Source organism: Arthrobacter sp. Leaf234 (assembly GCF_001422665.1).
Lineage (GTDB): Bacteria > Actinomycetota > Actinomycetes > Actinomycetales > Micrococcaceae > Arthrobacter_D.
In genome coordinates this window covers 57,513-79,157 of record NZ_LMLU01000001.1, presented here as the reverse complement: position 1 = coordinate 79,157, position 21,645 = coordinate 57,513, and the positions used below count along the sequence as shown (strand labels likewise).

The following is a 21,645-nucleotide window of genomic DNA, read 5'->3' as shown; positions in this document are numbered from 1 at the left end:
GTGGGATTTGAAACCTCTTCCACCCTGTGAGCTAGCTCGAAATCCACGGTACGTCGCGGCAATACGTCACAGACAACCACTCCAACTCAGTGTTGATGTGGGCAGGATGTGGGCAGTATGTGTGCACGGTGGTCGACGAAAGGTACGCATGCGCCGGTGGCTGACACGCGCGGTCGTCTGTCCTCTCTCGCTTGGGCGGAACCTGCTCGGATCAGGGGCCGTACAGTTGCGAAAATCGCAATGGACCGCGCTAGACTTGTACTCATGGACGACACACTCGTAGAGCGTGTTCGGCAAATCATGCAGACGAGCGGTCTCAACCAGACCGACTTCGCCGAACTCATCGCCACTTCCCCCGACCGCCTCAGTAAATCGCTCAGCGGTACTCGAAAATTCACCACTACAGAGCTCGCGCTAGCAGCTCAATCAGCCGGAACGACGGTTGAATGGCTCTTGACTGGCCAGCACAAGGCAACTCCGGCCATCGCTGCCCGGACCGCCCTCGCTGCTGCGCCCTCTCACGACCAGATTTCTGACCTTGTAAGCAGATTCAGCACCGCGAGCGAGCAGTTGCAAATGCTTGCCGATCCACCAAGGGCAATAGCACCTCTGCCGAATTTGGCCGCAACTACCATGTATATCGATCAAGCCGACCGGCTTGCTACTGATGCATTATCGATGGTGCGCGATCGCGGTATGGATTCGACAGCGAGTCTAGACCTCCCAGCACTACTGGAAGAAGTCTTCTCAGTAGACGTGGCTATTGTGAGTCTCCCTGGTGGTCTTGATGGTTGTGCCTGGCAGACGGAGTTGGACCGGCTGATTGTATTGGACCGCACGAGCAATTGGGCTCGGCAGCGGTTCTCCTTGGCGCACGAACTTGGTCACATCCTGGCGGGAGACGCTCAAACGCTCATAGCGGAGGCGGTTCCTCCTCACAGCAGCCAGATGTCAGAAAAGCGAGCCAACTCGTTCGCGGCTTCTTTCCTCATGCCTGCTGACGAAGTACGCAAAATGGCTCAGAATCTAGGTGACCCGGCGCACTTCGCTGCGCTAGTAAACCACTTCCGGGTGTCACCTACGTCAATGGCTTGGCGGCTGGTCAATCTCGGTCTGCTTACTAGCAGTTCCGTCTCGAAGTGGCAGAGCGTAACCGCGGAAAGCTGCGCCCTTACAGCTGGCCGACCCCAGCTCATCAGTAGCGAACGCGCGCGGTCTGAGGCAAGTCGTATTCCGCCCCGCCTGCTGAATGAGCACCTAGAGCACTTTTACAACGGAGCGACGTCAGCTCGGCCATTGGCAGCCCTCTTGGAAATGTCGAGTCATGATGTGATCGACCTACTACGGCCGGTTGCGATTCAGAAGTGACGGCCCTTCTGTTTCCGGATAACACCGTGCTCTGCAACTATGCCTGTGTCGACAGGATTGATCTTCTGAAGGCGGTGCTGTCGGAGCGCGGACGGTGGACGCAGGCCGTCTATGCCGAAGCCCGGCAGTCGTCAAACGTCTGGCCCAGCTTATCTGCGCTGATGGATCACTCCCTGTTAGGGGAGCCAATCGAGATCGATGATGCTGAACAGGTGGACCGGATACGCCAGGCGCGCCTGTCCGGCAGCGCTCTGAAGCCCACACAACATCTCGGTGAGGCTGAGACCTGCTATCTGATACACAACGACGCGGCGTATCAAGATGCCATTTGGATTACGGACGACTACGACGCCTTCGATTTCGCCCAGCAACTAGGAATAATGACCTGGGATACGCGGTCCACCTTTGAGACATTAGTCGCGATGGGCGACACGACGGCGCAAGAGGCCTTTCAGCTCTTGGAGCAGATGTGCGATTTGGGTAGGCATCCTCGTCGCATGCCTACCCACTATCGTGAGTTGCAGTAGCGGATTCTAAAGGCGCGAACTCGCATCTGCCAAGCGTCCGTGAGCACGGGCAGCAAATGCCGGCTCGCGCGCGTGCGCGCGACCCCCTCGACGCATCGGAGGGGGAGGAACCCCTACCGGCACTCGGGGCCGGCAGATGATGACTCGTTGATTCGAACCCCCCTTCCCCATGGGGCGAAGAACGAGAATCACGCGACCGGACTTGCCGTACCGCTGCATAGCGCCCGCTACGACCGAGGAGCTGCCAAGCCTCAGGTGTAACGTCTGTGCTCGTGCGCAGAACTAAACCAGCGGGATCACGTCACCTCCTCACACTCGTTTGCCTCGTAGTCATCACCGGCGCGCTGTTCGCATATGGGATTTACTTCGCTGTGGAGTCCGACACTCAAGAGACTTTCTGGAGCTCGGCAGTTGGCACCGCTCTAGGAGGAATGGTTGCGGTAGTAGCTGCCTTTTGGTTTTGGATAGTCGACCGCGATGCAGTAACGGAACGTCAGATGACCAGTCTTTCGCACAGTGCAGCGCGCGAAATCGTCGTTCTCAATCAAAAGTTGCGGGGGGCGACAGTTGGTCAGATCTACGATGACGAGGGCTGGCACCCTCAGCGCCTAAAGGCGGATGTGAACAGACAGGTGCTTGACCTCATAGAGCAGTGCGAGGTCCAGCTCAGTTGGTTGCACGATGCACGCCTCGAGAAGGATTTAAGAGAAGCCTTCGACTTCCTAGATACCGACGGCATGTTCGCGGCGTACATACAGCCTTGGAGACCCTATGAACGCCGCGTACGCGAAATCACCTCGTGGGTGGACAGGAAGTTGCAGCAGCACGTCAGTTCCGTCAGGAGTGATCCTGGTGCCCTACCTCACTACGCTGCTTATGCAGACGCATGGAAAACAGTCAACGATGAGCGAGAAGAGAATTATGCGGACCAGGAACGGTACGAGCTCTTCGCACGAGCAGAGGACTTCGCGAGGGATAAGGGGCGGGTGCTCCCACCGCTGCCGAAGAATGCACCGACCGTTCACCTGAACCAAAAAGCCGACCGATCAGTCGTCAAACTGGGGCGGGCGACGTGGAGGCGGGGCCGCTGGAGTCCGGCGTCCCACTAGCGCCACGCCTCATGCTTTGCTCCGCGTCCTACATTGGCAACTTCTCGCTCACCGTATTCGCACCTACGGCGTAAGCATTGGCAGCGTGAATTCCACGACGCCGGAGGGCTGGAAAACGGAAACGCTGAATCGGCCCTCCACGCGGGCCTTCACTTGGTTCCGGTCGAAGAGCTCGCCAGCGTCGCTCCACTTCGTTTCGATGCCAGCGAGATCCGTGTCCACGGCCAGGGCCGAGGCATCAAAGACCAGCCCAGTATTAGCCGGCACCGTCGTGGAGAGAACCACCTGCACACCCCACAGCTTCCGCGCGGCCCGGTCCACGGGGCCGGCGAGGTCGAACGCGCCGGAGGTATTGCGCGCCGTTTCGATGTCCGCCCATCCTGCAGGAGACAGCACGATCACGGACGCGTCATGCCCGGCCGCTTCGAGCTTCGTAATGCCGGCGCGGACCGTCGTCACGTCATCGGCGGCCGCGGCCTGCAGTTGGATACCGGAGGTCGCGAGGATGCCGCGCAGGTGCCCGGCCGTGCCGTCGCCGTTGAGGACTTCGGCCTCCACCGCGGCGTTGAGGCCGGCAAGCATCTCGTCAGCTATGAACCGTTCCAGGCTCGCGACGTCCTGCAGCAGGTACTTGTCCACGGGGTCCGACAGGTGAGCGAAGACCCGGAGCTCGCCGGGCGCGCCCTCGACGGTATAGAGGCTGGTCGGCTTCACCGCGCCCGGCGCGACAATCGCCGCGTTATTCTCCCGCCGTGTCTGGCGCAGGAACTTGAAGGTGGGCGACTCGTGCTGGAGGACCGGGAGGACTTCCAGCAGCGAGGCCGGCACCCGACCCATGCTCGCAACGTCGCCCTGGATGGGAACCGGGGTCACGATTGAGCCGGAGTCCGTGAGGGCTTTCCTACCGAACCCGTCGCCGGTCATCATTTTCCCGGCGATGGCCCGGGCGGATTCCTTCCGGCCGGCACCGGTCAGCGCCAGGCGCTTCGCGCCGCTGTGGGACCCGCCGTCGCCCGGTCCGAAAAGGTCATTACTCAGCTTCCGCATTTGCTCGGTTACGTCGTCGTCCTTGTCGAGCTGCCGGAGCCGTGCCAGACCGTCCTTCGCTTCCGTCATCGCGTGGCCGTAGTCCGCCAGCTCGTCGGCGTTCATATCGCGGTTATCGGCTTCGGCCTTCGCTGCAATATCTGTGGCGCGCTTCGCAGCAGCAGCTGCAGCGGTCCGGATGGATTCTTTGCGTGTATTGCTCATTTTTCAGCCCTCCAGGGGCAGGAAAGCGCCCCCCACATGGCAGGGGTCAGCGCAGGAGTGGGTGGAGGAACCGGAGCACGTTTTCGACACGGACGGCGTCACAGCAAGGCCGGGTCCCTTACCCCCGCTAGAGGGCCTCAGGACCGGGCCGGCGTGGCACGTCGGCGGAACAGTTGCAGCGGCGGGACGGCCGGCCACGGTCTCACTTCGGCTGATCATGCCAGCGTGCCCGTAACTCGTGTCCCTGACGCCCCACTCCGGACGGGCAAAGGGCCCTCAGAACTTACGCCGCTAAGCGCCTCATTCCTTGACCACTCCGCGCCCGGAGGTTGGCGTTGTGAAAAGTTTAACTTGAAACGACAAAAATTTCGCGCCCAGCGCCCGCCGGATCGCGAGTTCCCAGAAATTGTCTATTCAGCAGGGCATTATGCGTATATGGCCCCCGACCTTACCCAGCACCCCGAGCTACGCCGCCGTATACTCTTCGTTCTTAGCGGAGAACCCAGCGGGACTCTCACCGCGACCGCCGCGCTCAACCGTATCTACCGGGGATTCGATTGGACGCCAAAAGATCATGAGCCGTTCCCCAGCGCGGCCAACAACGAGCCTCGCTGGCATAAACGAACCACTACCCAGTACAGCCGGATGGTCCGCGAAGGTCTCGCTCATCCGTCGCCCCATCAGCACTGGTCTCTCACGCCTACCGGCCTGGGCATAACGTCAACAGAAGACGATGCCCTAGGCCTGGAACGAGCGCGGCGCGCCAGGATGTGGGAAGAACTGCGGGCCAAGGGCGGCCCGACCGAAGTCCGACCGCAACTAGTGAATGAGCTAGGTTTCCACAGCGGCCAACGAGGCATCTACGCAGACAAGACGCGAACCGTCAGCGTGGTCTCCCCAGCCGGTATCGCATTGACCTTCCTACATACCGGGACGAGCTACGACGACGAGCTCACCGAAACCGGCGTCGTCTACCACTTCCCGCAAACGAAAGACAAACCCCGAGACAGGTCCGAAATTGAAGCCGCCAGGGCTGCCTTCACTTTCGGCATGCCCGTGTTCGTCAATACAACGGCCGAGCGCGGGACCAAGACCGTTTACCGGGGTTACATCGAAGACTTTAGCGACGACCTAAAGGCGCTCCTCGTCACCTTCACCAATGACGAGCTCCTGCCCAACTCTGCAGTAGAGGACCCCTTCTCAACCACAGACGACTCACTAAATGGAGCAGCACAAGCACTTCGTGCAACACGCCCGAACCAGAAACGCTTCGCCTTCGCAGTCCTCGCACGATACAAAGAACGCTGTGCGGTCTGCCCCACAGCTGTTCCTGGACTAGTACAAGCCGCACACCTGGTGCCCAAAAAGAACAAAGGGTCCGACGACGCCCGTAACGGTCTAGCAATCTGCGCCAACCATCATCTCGCCCTCGACCGCGGCTACTGGGGAATCAATCCGCAGACTCTCGCTATTGAGGTGAGTCGGAAGGGGCCGGGCGCTTCGCAGCTTGGAATTACTGTGCAAACGTTGCATCACCTACCCGCACGACCTCATAAAAATGCTCTTGAACAGGCATGGCGCACGTGGCAGGGTCACGCACTGAATACCTGACGGTCGGACGTGCTCCTCAGGGACGCTCCCTCCAAACCCGAGCATCCCAGTCGGCAGCGGACTCGGGGTTCACTGGCACGACGGATGACCAGTCCAGCCGGCCGTACCTGTCCCGCCTCACAGGCACGACGATAGATGGTTCCGTGCCCGTGGGCCCCGCGGACACAAGCTCGTCCTCCGTCAGTTTCACCGCGATTGCGATAGCGCGGTCTCTGTCGCGCTGGCACGGCAGCACGAGCGCCAGTGTGTCTCGGACTCCGTCTTCTAGCTCCATCACCTTCGTCCTTCTCTCTGCGCGCGAATCATATTCAGTACGGCCTTCGGGTGACTGCCGCTCAGCAGCATTCCCTGCGCCGTCCCTTCCTCGTACCCCTCGAAGTAGTTCACCTGGGCAGAGATCTGATCTATGTCGTCTACGTCGAGCTCCGTGCCGCCTAGGGGTGCGATCTCGTGGCCGCCGCCAGGCGGTCCCGATTCCCCCGAATCGGAAAGATGTGAAAAGGCAGATGGAGAAAAGCAGTTGGGTGCCCAAAGCAGTGGTGAGTGGTCAGCACCATTTGGGAACTGGTCCAAGGGATTTGGTGACTGATCCCAAGGATCAGAGGGCTGGAATGAGTGGGAAGGACGTCCATGTTTTACATACGCAGGCAGGGGCTCATCAGGGACGGGCCGAGCGGAAACCGTTGTCGGCGGCATTCTCAGTTCATAGACGTCAGCCCAGTTGCGTATAGAGCTGGTGGATCCAGATTGGACTCGAACCATCCATCCGGCGGCAACCAACCGCTGGAGTGCCCTGTCTATCGTGTTCGTACTCACGTTTAGGTCCGCCGCGAGCCGAACGCGTCCCGGGTGGGCGTTGCTTCCGTCCGCGCGGGCGTACCTGAGCATCGCCGCACCGACGAGCCGCGCCTTATCCTGTCCGTGCAACTCGGGAGTCCGGAGCATCTCGGCCAGCCAGGTCAAGGGGGAAAACCCTCTCCGTTTCATTGGGCGCTCCCGACTTGCTCGCCAGTGCGGCTGATTGTCTGCCGATCCAGCCAAGTCTCGACATCTCGCCGTCGGTAGCGGATGTTTCGTCCAAGCTTGATGAACTGTGGCCCGACTCCTAGGTACCTCCACTGGGCAAGTGCCGGTCGAGACTTGCCCAGTCGTGCTGCCAACTCGGACGGCGTCATCAGATCGTTCTCCACTATTCCTCCATTTTTGATCGCTTTAAGGTCAAATTTGATCTCGTAATGTCATGTAACCACCATTGAACGAGCATGCGCAAGCTTGATCTTGACACCTCTATTTTTGATCCCTAGTCTGGGCGTATGGCAGGCAAAGAACACGCACTAGGTGCGACTGGCAGGGAAGTGATGGGCAACGTGAAACGGGCCCGCGGGGAGATGACCTACGCTGAGCTCTCTCGGCGGCTCGCTGATGTGGGGCGGCCCATTCCGCCCTTGGGGTTACGGCGCATCGAGGCTGGAGACCGCAGGGTGGACGTTGATGACCTCATGGCTCTGGCCTTAGTGCTGAACGTGTCACCACTTTCACTGCTGCTTCCGCACGGTCGCCAGTCGGAGGAGGGCGATCTTGCGGGTAATCGTGTTAGCAATGCTCAACTTTGGAAGTGGGCTGTTGGGGAGAAGCCTCTGGGTGAAGTCACAGTGCTCCGTTTTCAAGCCGATTCCCTTCCTTCCTGGTTCAAGGTCAAGAGCTCTACGTCGAAAGCAGAGGGGAAGGTTGAGCGGAGTCAATTCACCATGAGTGGGCTGAAAATGCCGTGGAACCCGAAAGCGCAGAGCGATGGCGACCATTGAGGCCTACGAGACCGTCGGTGGCCGCCGATATCGGGTGCGCTATCGGAGGCCCGATCGGAAGCAGACTGACAAGCGAGGCTTTCGGACCAAGCGTGATGCCGAGGCTTTCGCCGCCACCGTTGAGGTTTCCAAGCTCCGGGGCGAGTTCATCGATGCAACAGAGGCACGGGCTCTGATCGGCCCACTGGGAGACGCGTGGCTGGCACGCCAGACACATCTCAAGCCCTCCTCGCTGCGCCCGGTGGAATCGGCGTGGAGGACCCACGTGAGACCTGTGTGGGGCAACATCGCTGTAGCTGACATACGAAAGACCGCGGTGCAGCAATGGGTCTCGGATCTCACGAAAGGTGACATAACAGCGGTCCCGGCGCGTAAACCGAAAAGTGCGACTCTTGTCATCCGCGCCTATGGCATCCTGGCTGCCATTCTTGACGATGCCGTGAGCGACAGGCGGACTCTCAGCAATCCTGCGCGTGGCGTCAGCTTGCCGCGGAAAGTGCGCAAAGCTCACGTTTACCTCAGCCACGAGCAGGTTCACGAGCTGGCGGCTACGAGCAAGTACCCGACACTGATCCTTCTCCTGGCCTATTGCGGGCTCCGGTGGGGCGAGGCAACGGCGCTTCGCGTCAAGCACCTCGATATGCTGCGCAGACGCCTGCTGGTTGAGGAAAACGCGGTCCAGGTTGGTTCCGTCATCGAGGTCGGCACCCCGAAGAGCCATAAGAAGAGGTCGGTGCCGTTCCCAAAGTTTTTGCTGGCTGACATCGCGAAGCAATGTGAGGGCAAGGAACGAGAAGATCTAGTTTTTCCGGGCGAGGACGGCAAGTACCTCCGGCTGGCCCGGGTGCACGAGGACAACATGAGCTGGTTCGCCGGTGCCGTGAAGCGCTCAGGCGTACCGCGGATCACGCCGCACGATCTGAGGCACACCGCTGCCAGCTTTTCCGTCTCGGCTGGCGCGAACGTCAAGGCAGTGCAGCGGATGCTCGGTCACAGCTCTGCCGCCATGACGCTGGACGTCTACGCGGACCTTTTCGATGAGGACCTGGACGGTATTTCGGACGCTCTAGATCATGCCGTATCAGCGGCGAGTGTGGGCAGGATGTGGGCACGCCCCTGACGGGACAGCGAAGAAGGCCCCTCCCTCCTCATAAATACGGGGAAGCAGGGGCCTTCTCAGTGGCGGTGACGGTGGGATTTGAACCCACGTTGGCTTTTACACCAAACAACATTTCGAGTGTTGCACCTTCGGCCGCTCGGACACGTCACCAACGCCGCTACTTTACCGGGTGCAGCGCCCGAGTCCCAAAACGGGATCGGTGGGGGCTAGGGGAGCTCGACGACGTCGTTCTTACCTGAGCTCGGCTTGCTTCCCGTCACGAGTCCCTTGACCATCTTGACGGCCGAGACCACACGGGGTGCGTCCATCGACCAGTACTCGGCGGTGTGGGCGTCGACGTGGATGAGGGCGACGGAGGGATCGTCACGGCCGTCCTCGAACCACGCGGAGACCGACGGCCCCCAGAGTTCATCGATCTTCGCCTGGTCCTTGGTGAGCGTCGCCGTGCCGGCGATAGAGACATAGCCCTTGCCCGTGCTCGCCGAGACGTTCACCTGCGGGTTGGCGCGGATCTCCTCCGCCTTGGGGGAAGGGTCCTCCGTGAAGAACCAGAGGTCGCCGTCGAAGTCCTTCGCCTGGAGAGCCAGCGGCCGGCTCACGAGCTGGCCGTCGAGGTTCACCGTGGTGAGGATCGCGATGTCGGCCTTGCCGAGGATGTCCTGTACTTCCTTCAAACCGTCCTGCTGATCTGCCACGTCTGCTCCTTCGAGAGGGATACTGCGGATTTCCTCAGCCTACGCAGTATTCGCGGGACCGGTCCGTCGAGTGACGAAGAACTCCCTCAGCAAGTGCGCGCACTCCTCCTCGCGGACGCCCGGGAACACCTCGGTCCAGTGGTTGAGCCGGGGCTCGCGGAGCACGTCGAACACCGATCCCGATGCTCCGGCCTTCCCGTCCCAGGCGCCGAACACCACGCGGGGGATGCGCGCCAGGACGGACGCGCCGGCGCACATGGCGCACGGCTCCAGCGTCACCACGAGGGTGCAGCCCTCGAGCCGCCAGGCACCCGTCGCAGCAGCGGCGGCGCGGATGGCCTGCACCTCGGCGTGCGCCGTCGGGTCCCCGAGCTCCTCGCGCTGGTTCCAGCCCGTGCCGAGCACGGAGCCGTCGGGTCCGACGACGACGGCGCCGATCGGGACGTCCCCGCCGCCCCGCGTGCGCTCGGCCGCCTCGAGCGCCGATCCCATCCAGGACCGGTGCCGGGCGTCGGCGGGCGCGAGGGAGGGGGGCATGGCTCCAATGGTACTTTTGACCCATGCGCGTACTGGTAGTCGACCACCCCCTGGTAGCCCACAAACTCACGGTCCTCCGGGACAAGGAGACGTCGTCGCCGGTGTTCCGCCTCCTCACCGAGGAGCTCGTCACCCTCCTGGCCTACGAGGCCACGCGTGACGTCCGTGTCGAGACGGTGCACATCGAGACCCCCGTCACGAAGACCGAGGGAACCGGCCTGGTGAAGCCCACGCCGCTGGTGGTCCCGATCCTCCGCGCCGGACTCGGGATGCTCGAGGGTATGACGCGCCTCGTCCCGACCGCCGAGGTCGGGTTCCTGGGCATGGCCCGCAACGAGGAGACCCTCGAAGCCATCACCTACGCCGAACGCCTTCCCGACGACCTGACGGGCCGTCAGGTCTTCGTCCTCGACCCGATGCTGGCCACGGGCGGCACACTCCGTGAGGCGATCAAGTTCCTGTTCGCCCGCGGCGCCGCGGACATCACGTGCATCTGCCTGCTCGCTGCCCCCGAGGGGCTCGCGACGCTGCAGGAGGAGCTCGAAGGCCGCAACGTCACCATCGTGCTCGCGTCCATCGACGAGAAGCTCAACGAGAAGTCGTACATCGTCCCCGGCCTGGGCGACGCCGGCGACCGCCTGTACGGCGTCGTCGGCTAGCCGCCACGACGCACCGCTGCACAGAGCACCGCGCAGCGGTGGACAGTACTCCTGCGGAACGGTCCACGTCGAAGGGTTGCGCCCGTCGCCGCGAGCCGGTCCAATGGGGCGATGACGAACGGGACCAGCACGTCCGAGCCCAGCACGGAGGGCGCGCTCAAGCGGGCCATCGGTGCGCCGCTGCTCTTCGCCTTCATCGTCGGGGACACCCTCGGCGCAGGGATCTACACGCTGGTCGGCAGCATGGCAGCCGACGTGGGCGGGGTCATCTGGCTTCCGCTGCTCATCGCGCTGGTGGTGGCCCTGCTGACCGCCGGGACGTACGCCGAGCTCATCACCAAGTACCCGCACGCCGGCGGCGCGGCGCGATACGCCGAGCGTGCCTTCAACATCCCCTACCTGTCCTTCCTGGTCGGCTTCCTCATGATGGCCTCCGGTATCACCACGGCTGCCGCGCTGGCCAACGCCTTCGCCGGCGACTACCTGGCCGCGCTCATCGATGTACCGGCGGCCCCGGCGGCGGTGGTGTTCATCGTCCTGCTCACGCTGATCAACCTCCGCGGTGTCAAGGAATCCCTCACAGCGAATCTCATCGCCTCGGTCATCGAGGTGACTGGTCTCGTCCTCGTGATCGTCCTCGCCGCCGTGGTGTTCGGGAGCGGCAACGGAGAACCGTCGAGGCTCCTCGAGTTTGCCCCCGAGGTACCGGCGCTGCAGGGCGCCTTCGCGGCGTCGGTCATCGCCTTCTTCTCCTTCCTGGGCTTCGAGGCGGCTGCGAACATGGCGGAGGAAGTGAAGAACCCCTCGAGGGCCTACCCCCGCGCCCTGTTCGGAGCCATCGGCACGGCAGCCGTCGTCTATCTGCTGATCGCGGTCGGCGCGGTGATCGTGCTGCCCCCGGCCGAGCTGGCGGTGTCCACCGCCCCACTGCTCGACGTCGTGACGGCCAGCGGCGTGGCCGTCCCGCCGTGGCTCTTCGGCATCATCGCGCTGGTGGCGATCGCGAACGGAGCCCTGCTGTTCATGGTGATGGCGAGCCGGGTCGGCTACGGCCTGGCGGAGGCGGGCCTGCTGCCGCGGGCGTTCGGGCGCTGCCTGCCGAAGCGCCGCACCCCGTGGGTGTCGATCGTCGTCGTCGCCGGGCTGACGATCGTCCTGACGCTCATCGGCAACGTCTCGACCCTGGCGGAGACCACCGTGCTCCTCCTGCTCCTGGTGTTCCTGTCGGCCAATGTGAGCGTCCTGGTCCTCAAGAAGGACACGGTGGACCATCCCCACTTCTCGGTCCCGCGCATCATGCCGATGCTCGCCATCATCGCGAGCGTCGTGCTCCTGGCGCAGCAGACCGGCGTCGTGTGGCTGGGGGCGCTGGCCTACGTCGTCGTGGGCTCGGTCCTGTTCCTGCTGGCGCGGGCAGGGCGGAAGCGCGAGGAGCGGATGTCCGCCTGACGGAACGGGAGGGCCCTCCATGAGGTCCTGCCCGACCTGACGGGGTCCTGCGATGACCCCCAAATACGCCGCTCAGGCGTCCGCGAGTGGACAAAGGGAGCGGTTCGGCTCCTGCCGGCGGACGAAATCGGGCCACGGAGCCCCGTACCCGAGATGGCCTTGCTGCCCGTCCACAAGGCCGGTTGACCGCATGCTGGACTCCGGGGCATTGTTACTTGCGCGTAGGCGATTGTTACGTGCAATAATTCGTCACGTGACCACCACCTCACACGCATCAGCAGCCGTAGTTCCCTCCCCGGACGCCATGTCCCGGGCGGCACTCCGCTGTTATCGAATGCACGCGTAACGATCACACCCGATCCACGCACTTCAAGCCCAACGGCGGGCATCATTCTTCATCCCGACCGGGCACATCCCGCATTCGAGCCGCGATGACGGCACACTTCACGAGGTTGCTTCCATGTCAGTGAACCCAGGCTACGTCCACATCTCCCTCCGCTCGCCGCAGGGTCGGCAGCTCCGGCAGCAGTTCGCCCCGGCCTTCCAGCCGCACGCCGTAGGCCAGCACCGGCTCCAGGCGGTGCCCGGCGCCGACACGCAGCCGATGAGCGCCCCCATCCCCGTCGTCGCACCCAACGGCGTCCCCGGCCCCCAGGCGGTCACGGGCGACACGACCGCTCGCGGCTTCGTGCTGTACGTCGCGCTCGACGAGGCCACTGCGGCGGAGGCCGGGACCACGTTCTCGAAGCTCGCGCAGGACGTCCGGGCCTACGTCCGCTCCCTGGTCCCGACGGCGGAGAGCCACGCGGCCGTGGCGCTGGCGCCCGCCGATGCTCCGGGCTCGGACATCGACGTCGTGCGTGCGGCGCTCGGCGATCCCACGGTAGCCCGGCGACAGCGGGCCGAGGTGACGGCGCCCCAGTCCCAGCCGCAGCCCGCCCGGCCCACCGGCGTGCTCATCGACCTCTCGCGCCGTGAGGTCCACCTCGACGGCGAGACGCTGAACCTCACCTTCAAGGAGTTCGAGCTCCTCAACTACCTCGTCGAGAACGCCACCCGGACCGTGGGGCGCGAGGAGCTCCTCAGCGGCCTGTGGCGTAATGCGGACGAGGTGCCCAACGAACGCACCATCGACGTGCACATCCGCCGCCTCCGCTCGAAGCTCGGGCGGCTCGCCAACACGGTCCGCACCGTCCGGGGCCAGGGCTACCGCTTCTACGACCACCCCGAGGTGGTCGTCTGGGCCGCTCCGGAGTACTCGATCTAGCCTGCTGCAGGGCCACGGGAAGCCATAGACTGCGGGGATGGCCTCCCACCACCTGAAGAAGCTCATGCTCCTGCGCCATGCGAAGGCCGAGTTCCAGGAGGGCGTGTCCGACCACGAGCGTTCCCTGAGCTCTCGCGGCCACGCTGATGCGCCACTGATCGGCCGGTGGATGGTCGAGCACGATTCCGTCCCGGACTCCATCCTCGTCTCCTCCGCGCTGCGGACACGGCAGACCTGCACCTGGATCTGCAAGGAGCTGGGGGACAAGGCTCCGACACCGAAGCTCGAGGACGAGCTGTACGCGGCCCGCCCGTCCGAGATGCTCGCGCTCATCAACCACGTGCCGCCGACCGTCACCAGCCTGCTCGTGATCGCCCACAACCCGGGCGTCCAGGAACTCGCCATGCGCCTGGCCTCCGTGAAGTCGGACGAGCGTGCCGTGATGGACCTGGCCACGGACTACCCGACGGCGGGCCTCACCGTGCTGACGTACGACGGCGAGTGGGCCGAGCTCGACGGGCGCGACGCCGACGTGACGGACTTCGTGGTCCGGCGGGCCTCCAGCCTCCGGTAGCCCCGGCCGCTACATCCCGTACTTCTCGAGCAGCCGGAGCCAGACCTCGCTCACGGTCGGGTAGGCGGGGACGGCGTGCCACAGGCGGTGCAGGGGCACTTCACCCACGACGGCGATCGTCGCCGAGTGCAACAGCTCCGAGACCTCCGGGCCGGCGAAGGTCACCCCGACCAGGACCTTGCGGTCCTCGTCGACCACGATCTGCGCCCAGCCGGTGTAGTCGTCGCCGTGCAGCGAGGAGCCGGCGACGGCGATCGGCAGCGAGGTCTCCGACGCGTTGACCCCGTCCTTGCGGGCCTGCTCGAGCGTGCGGCCGACCATCGCGATCTCGGGATCGGTGAAGACCACCTGGGGGACGGCGACGTCGTCCGCAGTCGCGGCGTAGGGGCTCCAGTCCTCGGCGGTCGCGCCGAGCGCGCCCGCGGCCCGGGCCGCGATCGCATCCCCGGTCATCCGTGCCTCGTACTTGCCCTGGTGCGTCAGCTGCACCCTCCCGCCGGCGTCGCCGACGGCGTAGAACCAGCCCCCGGCGTCGGGCACCAGGCCCGTGGCGTCGCCACGGATCTTCTTCGGGTCGAGTCCGAGTTCCTCGAGCCCCAGCCCGGTGGTGTGGGGGTGGCGTCCGGTGGAGACGAGAAGGCGCTCGGCGGTGACGGTGTCGCCGTCGCCGACGTCCAGCACGAACATCCCGTCCACCGTCCGCACGGCATTCGTCGCGGTGTCGGTGAGAACGGTGATGCCCTCGCCGCGGAGGGCTGCGAGCACGAGCCCGGACGCCTCTGCGGGATAGCCACCGAGGATGCCGCTCCGGGCGATCACGGTCACCTCGGCCCCGAGACGGGCATAGGCCTGGGCCAGTTCGACCCCCGCGACACCGCCGCCGAGGACCGCGAGGCTCGCCGGGACCGTCTCGGCCGACGTCGCCTCACGCGTGGTCCAGTAGTCGAGATCCGCGAGCCCGTCGATGGGAGGGATGGTCGGCGTCGATCCTGTGGCCAGCACGACGGCGTGCGTGGCGCGGTACCGGCTCTCCGACCCGTCCTTGTGGCTGATGCTCACCTCGCGTTCGCCGGTGACGGTGGCCCAGCCACGCTCGAGCGTGATCCCGGCGGAGGCGACCCACTCCTCCTGCGACGCGTCGTCCCAGTGGGAGGTGAAGGACGTGCGGCGGGCGAGGACCTGCTGCGGGTCGATGGTGCCGGTGACGGCCTCGCGCGCACCGGCGACGGCGCGGGCTGCGCTCAGGACCGTACCCGGGCGGAGGAGGGCCTTGGAGGGCATGCAGGCCCAGTAGGAGCATTCGCCGCCCACGAGATCGGACTCGACCAGCACGGCGGTCAGGCCCTTCTGCACCACCCGCCCCGCGACGTTCTCGCCCACTGCGCCGGCGCCGATGATGATGACATCCGTGGTCTTCGATTCGCTCATAGGCAGAGCCTTCCACCGACCCGGCAGGTGGGCAACCACATGAAGAAGGCCCCGACCTGAGTCGGGGCCTTCTTCATGTGGTCCGTCAGAACCGTGGTGCGCGCGAAGGGATTCGAACCCCCAACCTTCTGATCCGTAGTCAGATGCTCTATCCGTTGAGCTACGCACGCATCCGTAAGTCGTCGATCCGCACTGCGAATCCGTCCTACAAGCGGGCCGTTTGGCCGTAGACAACTTTAGCGTGGATCGTGCGTGACGCCTAATCAGCCCGCTCGTTCACCTTTGACTATACCGGTCTACGTGACCTTCATCACAGAAGATTGGAACGTAAGCGCTCGACATCACTGCTGCTGCGCGGATCGAGCCCAGCGTACTCCCGATGTTTCGCGCATCCGCCCCGGAACGGAAACACGGCGCCCCTAGCATCGGTACACATCGAGCACCCGACGAAGGGAAGATCCATGGGCGATCCCGTACGGCAGTCCGCACCCGGCACCACGACCACCGAGGACGGCGCCCGGCGCGCGTCCTCGCCAGGAGCAGCACCGACCACGCACCCGGGCCTCCTCGCCTGGGTCGAGGAGGTCCGCGAGCTCACGCAGCCCGCCGACGTGGTCTGGGTCGACGGCTCCGAGGCGGAGAACACGCGGCTGACCGACGAGCTCGTCGACGCAGGGACCTTCGTCCGGCTGAACCCCGAGACCTTTCCCAACTCCTTCGCAGCGTTCTCGGACCCGAAGGATGTTGCGCGCGTGGAGGAGCAGACCTTCATCTGCTCCACGGACGAGCGGGAAGCCGGATTCACGAACAACTGGATGGATCCCGGTGAGATGAAGGCCAAGCTCAAAGGCCTGTTCACCGGGTCGATGCGCGGGCGCACCATGTACGTCATCCCGTTCGTCATGGGACACCTCGACGCCGAGGACCCGAAGTTCGGGGTCGAGATCACCGACAGCGCCTATGTGGTCACCTCGATGCGCATCATGGCCACCATCGGGAGCGCCGTCCTGGACCGCATGACGGAGCTGGACGCGCCCTTCGTGCCCGCGCTGCACTCGCTCGGCGCCCCGCTCGAACCCGGCCAGGCCGACGTGCCGTGGCCGTGCAACGAGGAGAAGTGGATCGTGCACTTCCCCGAGGAACGCTCCATCTGGTCCTACGGCTCCGGATACGGCGGCAACGCCCTGCTCGGCAAGAAGTGCTACGCCCTGCGGATAGCATCCGTCATGGCGCGGGACGAGGGCTGGCTCGCCGAGCACATGCTGATCCTCAAGCTCACCTCGCCGCAGGACAAGACCTACTACCTCTCGGCTGCCTTCCCGTCGGCCTGCGGCAAGACCAACCTCGCCCTGCTCGATCCCACGATCGACGGCTGGAAGGTCGAGACCCTCGGCGACGACATCACCTGGATGCGCTTCGGCAAGGAGGGCGAGCTGCGGGCGGTCAATCCCGAGGCCGGTCTCTTCGGCGTCGCACCCGGCACGGGCTGGCACACGAACCCGAACGCGATGCGTGCCATCGCCAAGGGCAACTCGGTGTTCACCAACGTGGCCCTCACCGACGACGGCGGTGTCTGGTGGGAGGGCATGACGGAGGAGGTGCCCGCGCACCTCACCGACTGGCAGGGCCGTGACTGGAGCGCCGGGATGGACCATCCCGCCGCGCACCCGAACGCCCGGTTCTGCACGCCGATCGACCAGATCGACATGCTCGCCGAGGAGTTCAACAGGCCCGACGGCGTCGAGCTCTCCGCGATCCTCTTCGGCGGACGCCGGAAGACGACCGTCCCCCTCGTCACCCAGTCCCGCAGCTGGGCCAACGGGATCTTCATGGGCTCCACGCTCTCGTCCGAGACGACGGCCGCGGCCGCCGGCGAGATCGGGCGCGTGCGGCGTGACCCGATGGCGATGCTTCCCTTCATCGGGTACGACGCCGGCGACTACCTGCGCCACTGGCTCACCCTCAGCGCCGGCGCGGACCAGGCCCGCCTGCCGAAGATCTTCCTCGTGAACTGGTTCCGCCGGACGGCGTCCGGCGGTTTCGCCTGGCCGGGCTTCGGCGACAACTCCCGCGTCCTCAAGTGGGTCGTCGAGCGGCTCGAGGGCACGGCGGACGCCGTCGAGACGCCCATCGGGTACGTCCCCACGGGTGAGGCCCTGGACGTGAGCGGGCTCGACATGACGCCTGCCGAGGTCGAGGCGGCCGTGCACGTGGACGCCGTCGAATGGGCCGAGGAACTCGAGGGGATCGGGCAGTGGTACGACCGCTTCGGGGAGTCCCTGCCCGCCGAGCTCAGGGGTCAGCTCGACGAGCTCAAGCAGCGTTTCAGCAACGCCTGACGGTTGCTCGCACGAAAGGCCCCTTCCGATGGAGGGGGCCTCTCGTCGTCGGTGGTGCCGGTGGTGCCGGTGGCGGCTCCGCTAGTCGCGGATCACGGCGACGACGCGCTGCACCAGGTCCTCGAGGGTCTGCGGGTCGACGGCCTCGGCGTTCAGGCGGAGATACGGTTCGGTGTTCGAGGGCCGGAGGTTGAACCACCAGTCCCCGTGGTCGGGCGTGAAGGTGAGGCCGTCGAGGTCGTCCACCACCACGCCGTCCTGCTCGAACTCGGTGCGGGCGCGCCCGATGGACGCCTGGACGTCGGCGACCTTCGAGTTGACCTCGCCGGAGGAGAAGTAGGGCTCGTACTCGCGGCCGAGCTCCGACAGCGGGCCGTCCTGCTCGCCGAGCGCGGCCAGGACGTGCATGGCCGCCAGCATGCCCGTGTCCGCGTTCCAGAAGTCGCGGAAGTAGTAGTGCGCCGAGTGCTCGCCTCCGAACACCGCGCCCTCCTTCGCCATGACCGCCTTGATGAACGAGTGGCCCACACGGGTGCGGACGGGGCGGCCGCCGTCGTTCCTGATCAGTTCCGGGACCGCGCGGGAGGTGATGAGGTTGTGGATGATCACCGGCTCGGCCTCGCCGGCCGCCTGCGCGCGGGCGATCTCGCGGCGGGCGACCATCGCGGTGATGGCGCTCGGCGAGACCGGTTGGCCCTGCTCGTCGATGATGAAGCAGCGGTCGGCGTCGCCGTCGAACGCGATCCCGATGTCGGCGCCGTGCTCCACGACGGCGGCCTGAAGGTCACGCAGGTTCTCCGGCTCCAGCGGGTTGGCGGGGTGGTTGGGGAACGAACCGTCGAGCTCGAAGTACAGGGGCACGATCTCGAAGGGCAGGGCCGGCAGCAGGCGGTCGCCGAGCACCGCGGGAGTGGTCAGGCCGGCCATGCCGTTGCCGGCGTCGACCACGATCTTGAGCGGGCGCGACGACGAGAGGTCCACCTGGCCGCGCAGGAAGCGCGAGTACTCCTCGAGGACGTCACGGACGCTGGTTTCGCCCTGGACCTCCACCGCCGGGATGCTGCCATCGGCGAGGTAGCGCTCCGCGCGCTCCTGCACGTCGGCGAGGCCGGTCTCGGAAGACACCGGGACCGCGCCGGGGCGCGTCATCTTCATGCCGTTGTACTCGGCCGGGTTGTGGCTGGCCGTGAAGGTCACGCCGGCGGCGTCGAGCGTTCCGCTCGCGTAGTAGAGCTCGTCGGTGGAGATGAGGTCGAGGAAGAGGACGTTCGCGCCGCGGCGGGTGGCTCCCTCGGAGAAGGCCTTCGAGAATTCGGGCGACGACGGGCGCATGTCCCCTCCGACCAGGATGGTCTCGCCCGCGAGGTCCAGGGAATCCACGAAGGCTGCTCCGACGGCCCGGACGGAGTCGACGGTGATGGTCTCGCCGACGATCCCGCGCACGTCATAGGCCTTGAAGGATGCAGAGAGGTCGAGGAGTTTGATCACGCTTGGAAGTGTATCGGGTGGTGTCATGACGTCCGTTGCCCACAGGGCGGAGGAGCCCGGGGCGAGTGGGGGAGGTGGCTGGGATACTGGGGGCATGTCGCCCACCACCACCCTGAACGAGCAAGCCACCGCCATCCTGCACACCCTCGTGGGCTCACCCGAGGCACGGTTCCACGACGGACAGTTCGAGGCCATCGAGGCGCTCGTCGAGAGTGGCAGGCGCGCGCTCGTGGTGCAACGGACCGGATGGGGCAAGTCCGCGGTGTACTTCGTGGCGAGCCTGCTGCTGCGCTCGCGGGGGGCCGGCCCGACGCTCATCGTCTCGCCCCTGCTCGCACTGATGCGGGACCAGGTGGCCGCTGCAGCACGCGCCGGTGTGCGTGCCGTCGCCATCAACTCGGCGAACCAGACCGAGTGGCAGGACATCACGGCGAAGCTCCAGGCGGACGAGGTGGATGTCCTGCTGGTCTCGCCCGAGCGCCTGAACAACCCGTCGTTCCGGGAGCTGTACCTCCCCGAACTGATGCGGCGGACGGGTCTGCTCGTGATCGACGAGGCCCACTGCATCTCCGACTGGGGGCATGACTTCCGCCCCGACTACCGCAGGCTCCGCGACCTCATCATGGGACTACCGCAGGGCGTCCCCGTCCTCGCGACCACCGCCACGGCCAACTCCCGGGTGGTGGAGGACGTCGAGGAGCAGCTCGGTGCCGGCGGTACCGACGTCTTCACCCTGCGCGGCGAGCTCGCACGGAAGTCCCTCCGGCTCGGCGTCCTCCGATTGCCGAGCCCGCGCTCGCGCCTCGCGTGGCTCCTCACCCACCTGTTCGACCTGCCGGGCAGCGGCATCATCTACGCGCTCACCGTGTCCGCCGCCGAGGACACCGCCCGGCTCCTGCGGGAGAACGGCCACGCGGTCCGGGCCTATACCGGACGCACCGACCCCACCGACCGGGAGGCGGCCGAGGCTGCACTGAAGAACAACGAGGTCAAGGCTCTCGTCGCCACGAGCGCGCTCGGCATGGGATTCGACAAGCCGGATCTCGGCTTCGTGGTGCACCTCGGCGCGCCATCGTCGCCTGTCGCCTACTACCAGCAGGTGGGCCGCGCCGGCCGCGGGACACCCAACGCCGACGTCCTCCTGCTGCCGGGTGCCGAGGACCGCGACATCTGGGCGTACTTCGCCACCGCTTCCATGCCGTCCGAGGACGCGGCCGTCCGGGTGCTCGACGCGCTGGAGCCCGGCGTCGTCCTGTCCACGCCGGCGCTCGAGACCCGCGTGAACCTGAAGCGCTCGCCCCTCGAACTCCTGCTCAAGGTGCTCGACGTCGACGGCGCCGTCCGCAAGGTCACGGGCGGATGGGAGAGCACCGGCGCGCCGTGGACGTACGATGCCGACCGGTACCGGCGCATCAGCGAGGCGCGCATCGTGGAGCAGCGGGCCATGCTCGACTACGAGAACACCAGCGGGTGCCGCATGGAGTTCCTGTCGAGGTCGCTGGACGATCCGGCGGCCACGGCCTGCGGTCGCTGTGACAACTGCGCCGGGCCCTGGTACTCGGACGAGGTGGCCCATGAGGCGTCGGACTCCGCGAACCAGGCCCTCAGCCGCGTGGGCGTCGAGCTGGAGCCCAGAGGGCAGTGGCCGAGCGGCATGGACAAGCTCGGTGTGCCGCTCAAGGGGAAGCTCAAGCCCGGGGAGACGAGCCTCCCCGGGCGGGCCCTGGCGCGACTGACGGATCTCGGCTGGGGCAACAGGCTGCGGGAACTCATGGCGGACTCCACGCCGGACGCACCGCTGGATCCCGCCGTCGTCGAGGCCGTCGTGCGGGTGCTGGCGCAGTGGGGCTGGGCCGAGCGGCCCGTCGCCGTCGTGAGCGTCCCGTCGCGTCGGCGTCCCCAGCTCATCGGCTCCCTGGCGACGGCACTCGCCGGGGTGGGCCGCATCCCCTACCTCGGGCAGCTGACCACGCCCCACGGTTTCCCGCAGGGACAGCCGGGTGGCAACAGCGCCTTCCGCCTCGCCCAGGTATGGGACCACTTCGCCGTTCCCGAGGAGGGTGCGGCGTGGTTCGCGGCGAATCCCGGCCCGGTGCTGCTCGTCGATGACTTCGCCGACAGCCGCTGGACCATCACCGAGGCCGGCCGGGCACTTCGCGCGGCCGGCGCCGACGGCGTGCTGCCGTTCGCCCTCGCCCTGAAGGCGTAGACAGCCGGACAGCGAAAAAGCCCCCGTTCACACGGGGGCTTTTCAGCGGAGACGGGGGGATTTGAACCCCCGGTAGGCTTTAGGCCCACACTTCATTAGCAGTGAAGCCCATTCGGCCGCTCTGGCACGTCTCCATCGGCTATCTCTAGCCTCCCAAGGTTACCCAGAAGGGGTCGGCAAGAGCAAAACCGCCGGTCGGGCGTCGGCTG

Annotated in this window: 18 protein-coding genes, 3 tRNA genes and 1 pseudogene; 12 read left to right on the top strand and 10 right to left on the bottom strand. The window is 65.6% G+C overall.

From position 1 onward, the window contains the following. The first annotated feature begins 264 nt into the window (after positions 1 to 264). The 3 genes from ASF21_RS16215 (at position 265) to ASF21_RS00305 (ending at position 3,004) form a co-directional block, all read left to right on the top strand. Complete coding sequence (locus tag ASF21_RS16215; protein WP_162237497.1) at positions 265 to 1,368, top strand: helix-turn-helix domain-containing protein; 1,104 nt, start codon at positions 265 to 267, stop codon at positions 1,366 to 1,368. Then, complete coding sequence (locus ASF21_RS00310; RefSeq protein ID WP_082471126.1) at positions 1,365 to 1,895, top strand: hypothetical protein; 531 nt, start codon at positions 1,365 to 1,367, stop codon at positions 1,893 to 1,895. Before ASF21_RS16215 ends, ASF21_RS00310 begins: the two co-directional genes overlap by 4 nt. A gap of 431 nt (positions 1,896 to 2,326) precedes the next feature. After that, positions 2,327 to 3,004, top strand: a complete 678-nt coding sequence (locus tag ASF21_RS00305; protein ID WP_157365688.1) for a hypothetical protein — start codon at positions 2,327 to 2,329, stop codon at positions 3,002 to 3,004. A 63-nt stretch (positions 3,005 to 3,067) separates the two neighbouring features. Here ASF21_RS00305 and ASF21_RS00300 read toward each other — a convergent pair whose 3' ends face one another. Continuing rightward, positions 3,068 to 4,255: a phage major capsid protein gene (locus tag ASF21_RS00300; RefSeq protein WP_082471125.1), complete on the bottom strand. Its 1,188-nt coding sequence runs from the start codon at positions 4,253 to 4,255 to the stop codon at positions 3,068 to 3,070. A gap of 351 nt (positions 4,256 to 4,606) precedes the next feature. On the opposite strand from ASF21_RS00300, the gene ASF21_RS16210 reads away from it, so the two are divergent. Then, on the top strand, positions 4,607 to 5,866 hold the full coding sequence (locus ASF21_RS16210; RefSeq protein ID WP_162237496.1) for an HNH endonuclease: 1,260 nt from the start codon (positions 4,607 to 4,609) through the stop codon (positions 5,864 to 5,866). 771 nt (positions 5,867 to 6,637) lie between these two features. On the opposite strand, the pseudogene ASF21_RS17500 reads toward ASF21_RS16210, so the two are convergent. After that, a pseudogene (locus ASF21_RS17500) lies at positions 6,638 to 6,811 on the bottom strand (helix-turn-helix domain-containing protein); the annotation flags it as partial. Between the two features lie 38 nt (positions 6,812 to 6,849). Beyond that, positions 6,850 to 7,041, bottom strand: a complete 192-nt coding sequence (locus ASF21_RS16205) for a helix-turn-helix transcriptional regulator (protein ID WP_235498682.1) — start codon at positions 7,039 to 7,041, stop codon at positions 6,850 to 6,852. 138 nt (positions 7,042 to 7,179) lie between these two features. Here ASF21_RS16205 and ASF21_RS17080 point away from each other — a divergent pair, with 138 nt between their 5' ends. Next, positions 7,180 to 7,671, top strand: a complete 492-nt coding sequence (locus tag ASF21_RS17080) for a helix-turn-helix domain-containing protein (protein ID WP_200914757.1) — start codon at positions 7,180 to 7,182, stop codon at positions 7,669 to 7,671. Beyond that, positions 7,658 to 8,791 carry a tyrosine-type recombinase/integrase gene (locus tag ASF21_RS00290; RefSeq protein ID WP_055765230.1) on the top strand — a complete coding sequence of 378 codons (1,134 nt, stop codon included), beginning with the start codon at positions 7,658 to 7,660 and terminating at the stop codon, positions 8,789 to 8,791. Before ASF21_RS17080 ends, ASF21_RS00290 begins: the two co-directional genes overlap by 14 nt. Before the next feature lie 60 nt (positions 8,792 to 8,851). Here the strand turns inward: ASF21_RS00290 and ASF21_RS00285 are convergent. The 3 genes from ASF21_RS00285 to tadA form a co-directional block, all read right to left on the bottom strand. Continuing rightward, positions 8,852 to 8,941: transfer RNA gene (locus ASF21_RS00285), tRNA-Ser, on the bottom strand. Positions 8,942 to 8,997: 56 nt separating this feature from the next. After that, on the bottom strand, positions 8,998 to 9,486 hold the full coding sequence (locus ASF21_RS00280; RefSeq protein WP_055765227.1) for a pyridoxamine 5'-phosphate oxidase family protein: 489 nt from the start codon (positions 9,484 to 9,486) through the stop codon (positions 8,998 to 9,000). A 39-nt stretch (positions 9,487 to 9,525) separates the two neighbouring features. After that, entirely contained in the window at positions 9,526 to 10,023 is a 498-nt protein-coding gene (gene tadA, locus ASF21_RS00275) for a tRNA adenosine(34) deaminase TadA (RefSeq protein WP_055765224.1), read from the bottom strand. Between the two features lie 23 nt (positions 10,024 to 10,046). On the opposite strand from tadA, the gene upp reads away from it, so the two are divergent. The 4 genes from upp to ASF21_RS00255 all read left to right on the top strand — a co-directional run bounded on the left by upp (position 10,047) and on the right by ASF21_RS00255 (position 13,972). Continuing rightward, positions 10,047 to 10,682 (top strand): uracil phosphoribosyltransferase, encoded by a 636-nt coding sequence (gene upp, locus ASF21_RS00270; protein WP_055765221.1) that lies wholly within the window; start codon positions 10,047 to 10,049, stop codon positions 10,680 to 10,682. A 111-nt stretch (positions 10,683 to 10,793) separates the two neighbouring features. Next, the gene (locus ASF21_RS00265; RefSeq protein WP_055765220.1) at positions 10,794 to 12,131 is read left to right on the top strand and encodes an APC family permease; all 1,338 of its coding nucleotides are present in this window, start codon (positions 10,794 to 10,796) and stop codon (positions 12,129 to 12,131) included. Between the two features lie 460 nt (positions 12,132 to 12,591). Continuing rightward, positions 12,592 to 13,398: a winged helix-turn-helix domain-containing protein gene (locus ASF21_RS00260; RefSeq protein ID WP_055765217.1), complete on the top strand. Its 807-nt coding sequence runs from the start codon at positions 12,592 to 12,594 to the stop codon at positions 13,396 to 13,398. A gap of 37 nt (positions 13,399 to 13,435) precedes the next feature. Further along, entirely contained in the window at positions 13,436 to 13,972 is a 537-nt protein-coding gene (locus ASF21_RS00255; RefSeq protein ID WP_055765214.1) for a SixA phosphatase family protein, read from the top strand. Between the two features lie 9 nt (positions 13,973 to 13,981). On the opposite strand, the gene ASF21_RS00250 is transcribed toward ASF21_RS00255, so the two are convergent. Beyond that, positions 13,982 to 15,400, bottom strand: coding sequence for a dihydrolipoyl dehydrogenase family protein (locus ASF21_RS00250; protein ID WP_055765211.1), 1,419 nt, complete (start codon positions 15,398 to 15,400; stop codon positions 13,982 to 13,984). Between the two features lie 94 nt (positions 15,401 to 15,494). Continuing rightward, positions 15,495 to 15,570, bottom strand: a tRNA-Arg gene (locus tag ASF21_RS00245). Positions 15,571 to 15,861: 291 nt separating this feature from the next. Here ASF21_RS00245 and ASF21_RS00240 point away from each other — a divergent pair. Beyond that, positions 15,862 to 17,739: a phosphoenolpyruvate carboxykinase (GTP) gene (locus ASF21_RS00240; protein ID WP_082471122.1), complete on the top strand. Its 1,878-nt coding sequence runs from the start codon at positions 15,862 to 15,864 to the stop codon at positions 17,737 to 17,739. 81 nt (positions 17,740 to 17,820) lie between these two features. Here ASF21_RS00240 and ASF21_RS00235 read toward each other — a convergent pair whose 3' ends face one another. Beyond that, positions 17,821 to 19,254 (bottom strand): phosphomannomutase/phosphoglucomutase, encoded by a 1,434-nt coding sequence (locus ASF21_RS00235; RefSeq protein WP_055765208.1) that lies wholly within the window; start codon positions 19,252 to 19,254, stop codon positions 17,821 to 17,823. Positions 19,255 to 19,321: 67 nt separating this feature from the next. Here ASF21_RS00235 and ASF21_RS00230 point away from each other — a divergent pair, with 67 nt between their 5' ends. Continuing rightward, positions 19,322 to 21,436, top strand: a complete 2,115-nt coding sequence (locus ASF21_RS00230) for a RecQ family ATP-dependent DNA helicase (RefSeq protein ID WP_055765205.1) — start codon at positions 19,322 to 19,324, stop codon at positions 21,434 to 21,436. A gap of 46 nt (positions 21,437 to 21,482) precedes the next feature. Here the strand turns inward: ASF21_RS00230 and ASF21_RS00225 are convergent. Then, positions 21,483 to 21,570: transfer RNA gene (locus tag ASF21_RS00225), tRNA-Ser, on the bottom strand. Positions 21,571 to 21,645: the final 75 nt, after the last annotated feature.

Excerpts from the sequence above, each read along its gene's own strand:
- ASF21_RS00300 (WP_082471125.1), bottom strand. The coding sequence starts at position 4,255 with ATGAGCAATACACGCAAAGAATCCATCCGGACCGCTGCAGCTGCTGCT.
- ASF21_RS16205 (WP_235498682.1), bottom strand. The coding sequence starts at position 7,041 with ATGACGCCGTCCGAGTTGGCAGCACGACTGGGCAAGTCTCGACCGGCA.
- ASF21_RS00230 (WP_055765205.1), top strand. The coding sequence starts at position 19,322 with ATGTCGCCCACCACCACCCTGAACGAGCAAGCCACCGCCATCCTGCAC.
- ASF21_RS00250 (WP_055765211.1), bottom strand. The coding sequence starts at position 15,400 with ATGAGCGAATCGAAGACCACGGATGTCATCATCATCGGCGCCGGCGCA.
- tadA (WP_055765224.1), bottom strand. The coding sequence starts at position 10,023 with ATGCCCCCCTCCCTCGCGCCCGCCGACGCCCGGCACCGGTCCTGGATG.
- upp (WP_055765221.1), top strand. The coding sequence starts at position 10,047 with ATGCGCGTACTGGTAGTCGACCACCCCCTGGTAGCCCACAAACTCACG.
- ASF21_RS00255 (WP_055765214.1), top strand. The coding sequence starts at position 13,436 with ATGGCCTCCCACCACCTGAAGAAGCTCATGCTCCTGCGCCATGCGAAG.
- ASF21_RS00305 (WP_157365688.1), top strand. The coding sequence starts at position 2,327 with ATGGTTGCGGTAGTAGCTGCCTTTTGGTTTTGGATAGTCGACCGCGAT.
- ASF21_RS17080 (WP_200914757.1), top strand. The coding sequence starts at position 7,180 with ATGGCAGGCAAAGAACACGCACTAGGTGCGACTGGCAGGGAAGTGATG.
- ASF21_RS00290 (WP_055765230.1), top strand. The coding sequence starts at position 7,658 with ATGGCGACCATTGAGGCCTACGAGACCGTCGGTGGCCGCCGATATCGG.
- ASF21_RS00240 (WP_082471122.1), top strand. The coding sequence starts at position 15,862 with ATGGGCGATCCCGTACGGCAGTCCGCACCCGGCACCACGACCACCGAG.
- ASF21_RS00260 (WP_055765217.1), top strand. The coding sequence starts at position 12,592 with ATGTCAGTGAACCCAGGCTACGTCCACATCTCCCTCCGCTCGCCGCAG.
- ASF21_RS00235 (WP_055765208.1), bottom strand. The coding sequence starts at position 19,254 with ATGACACCACCCGATACACTTCCAAGCGTGATCAAACTCCTCGACCTC.
- ASF21_RS16215 (WP_162237497.1), top strand. The coding sequence starts at position 265 with ATGGACGACACACTCGTAGAGCGTGTTCGGCAAATCATGCAGACGAGC.
- ASF21_RS00265 (WP_055765220.1), top strand. The coding sequence starts at position 10,794 with ATGACGAACGGGACCAGCACGTCCGAGCCCAGCACGGAGGGCGCGCTC.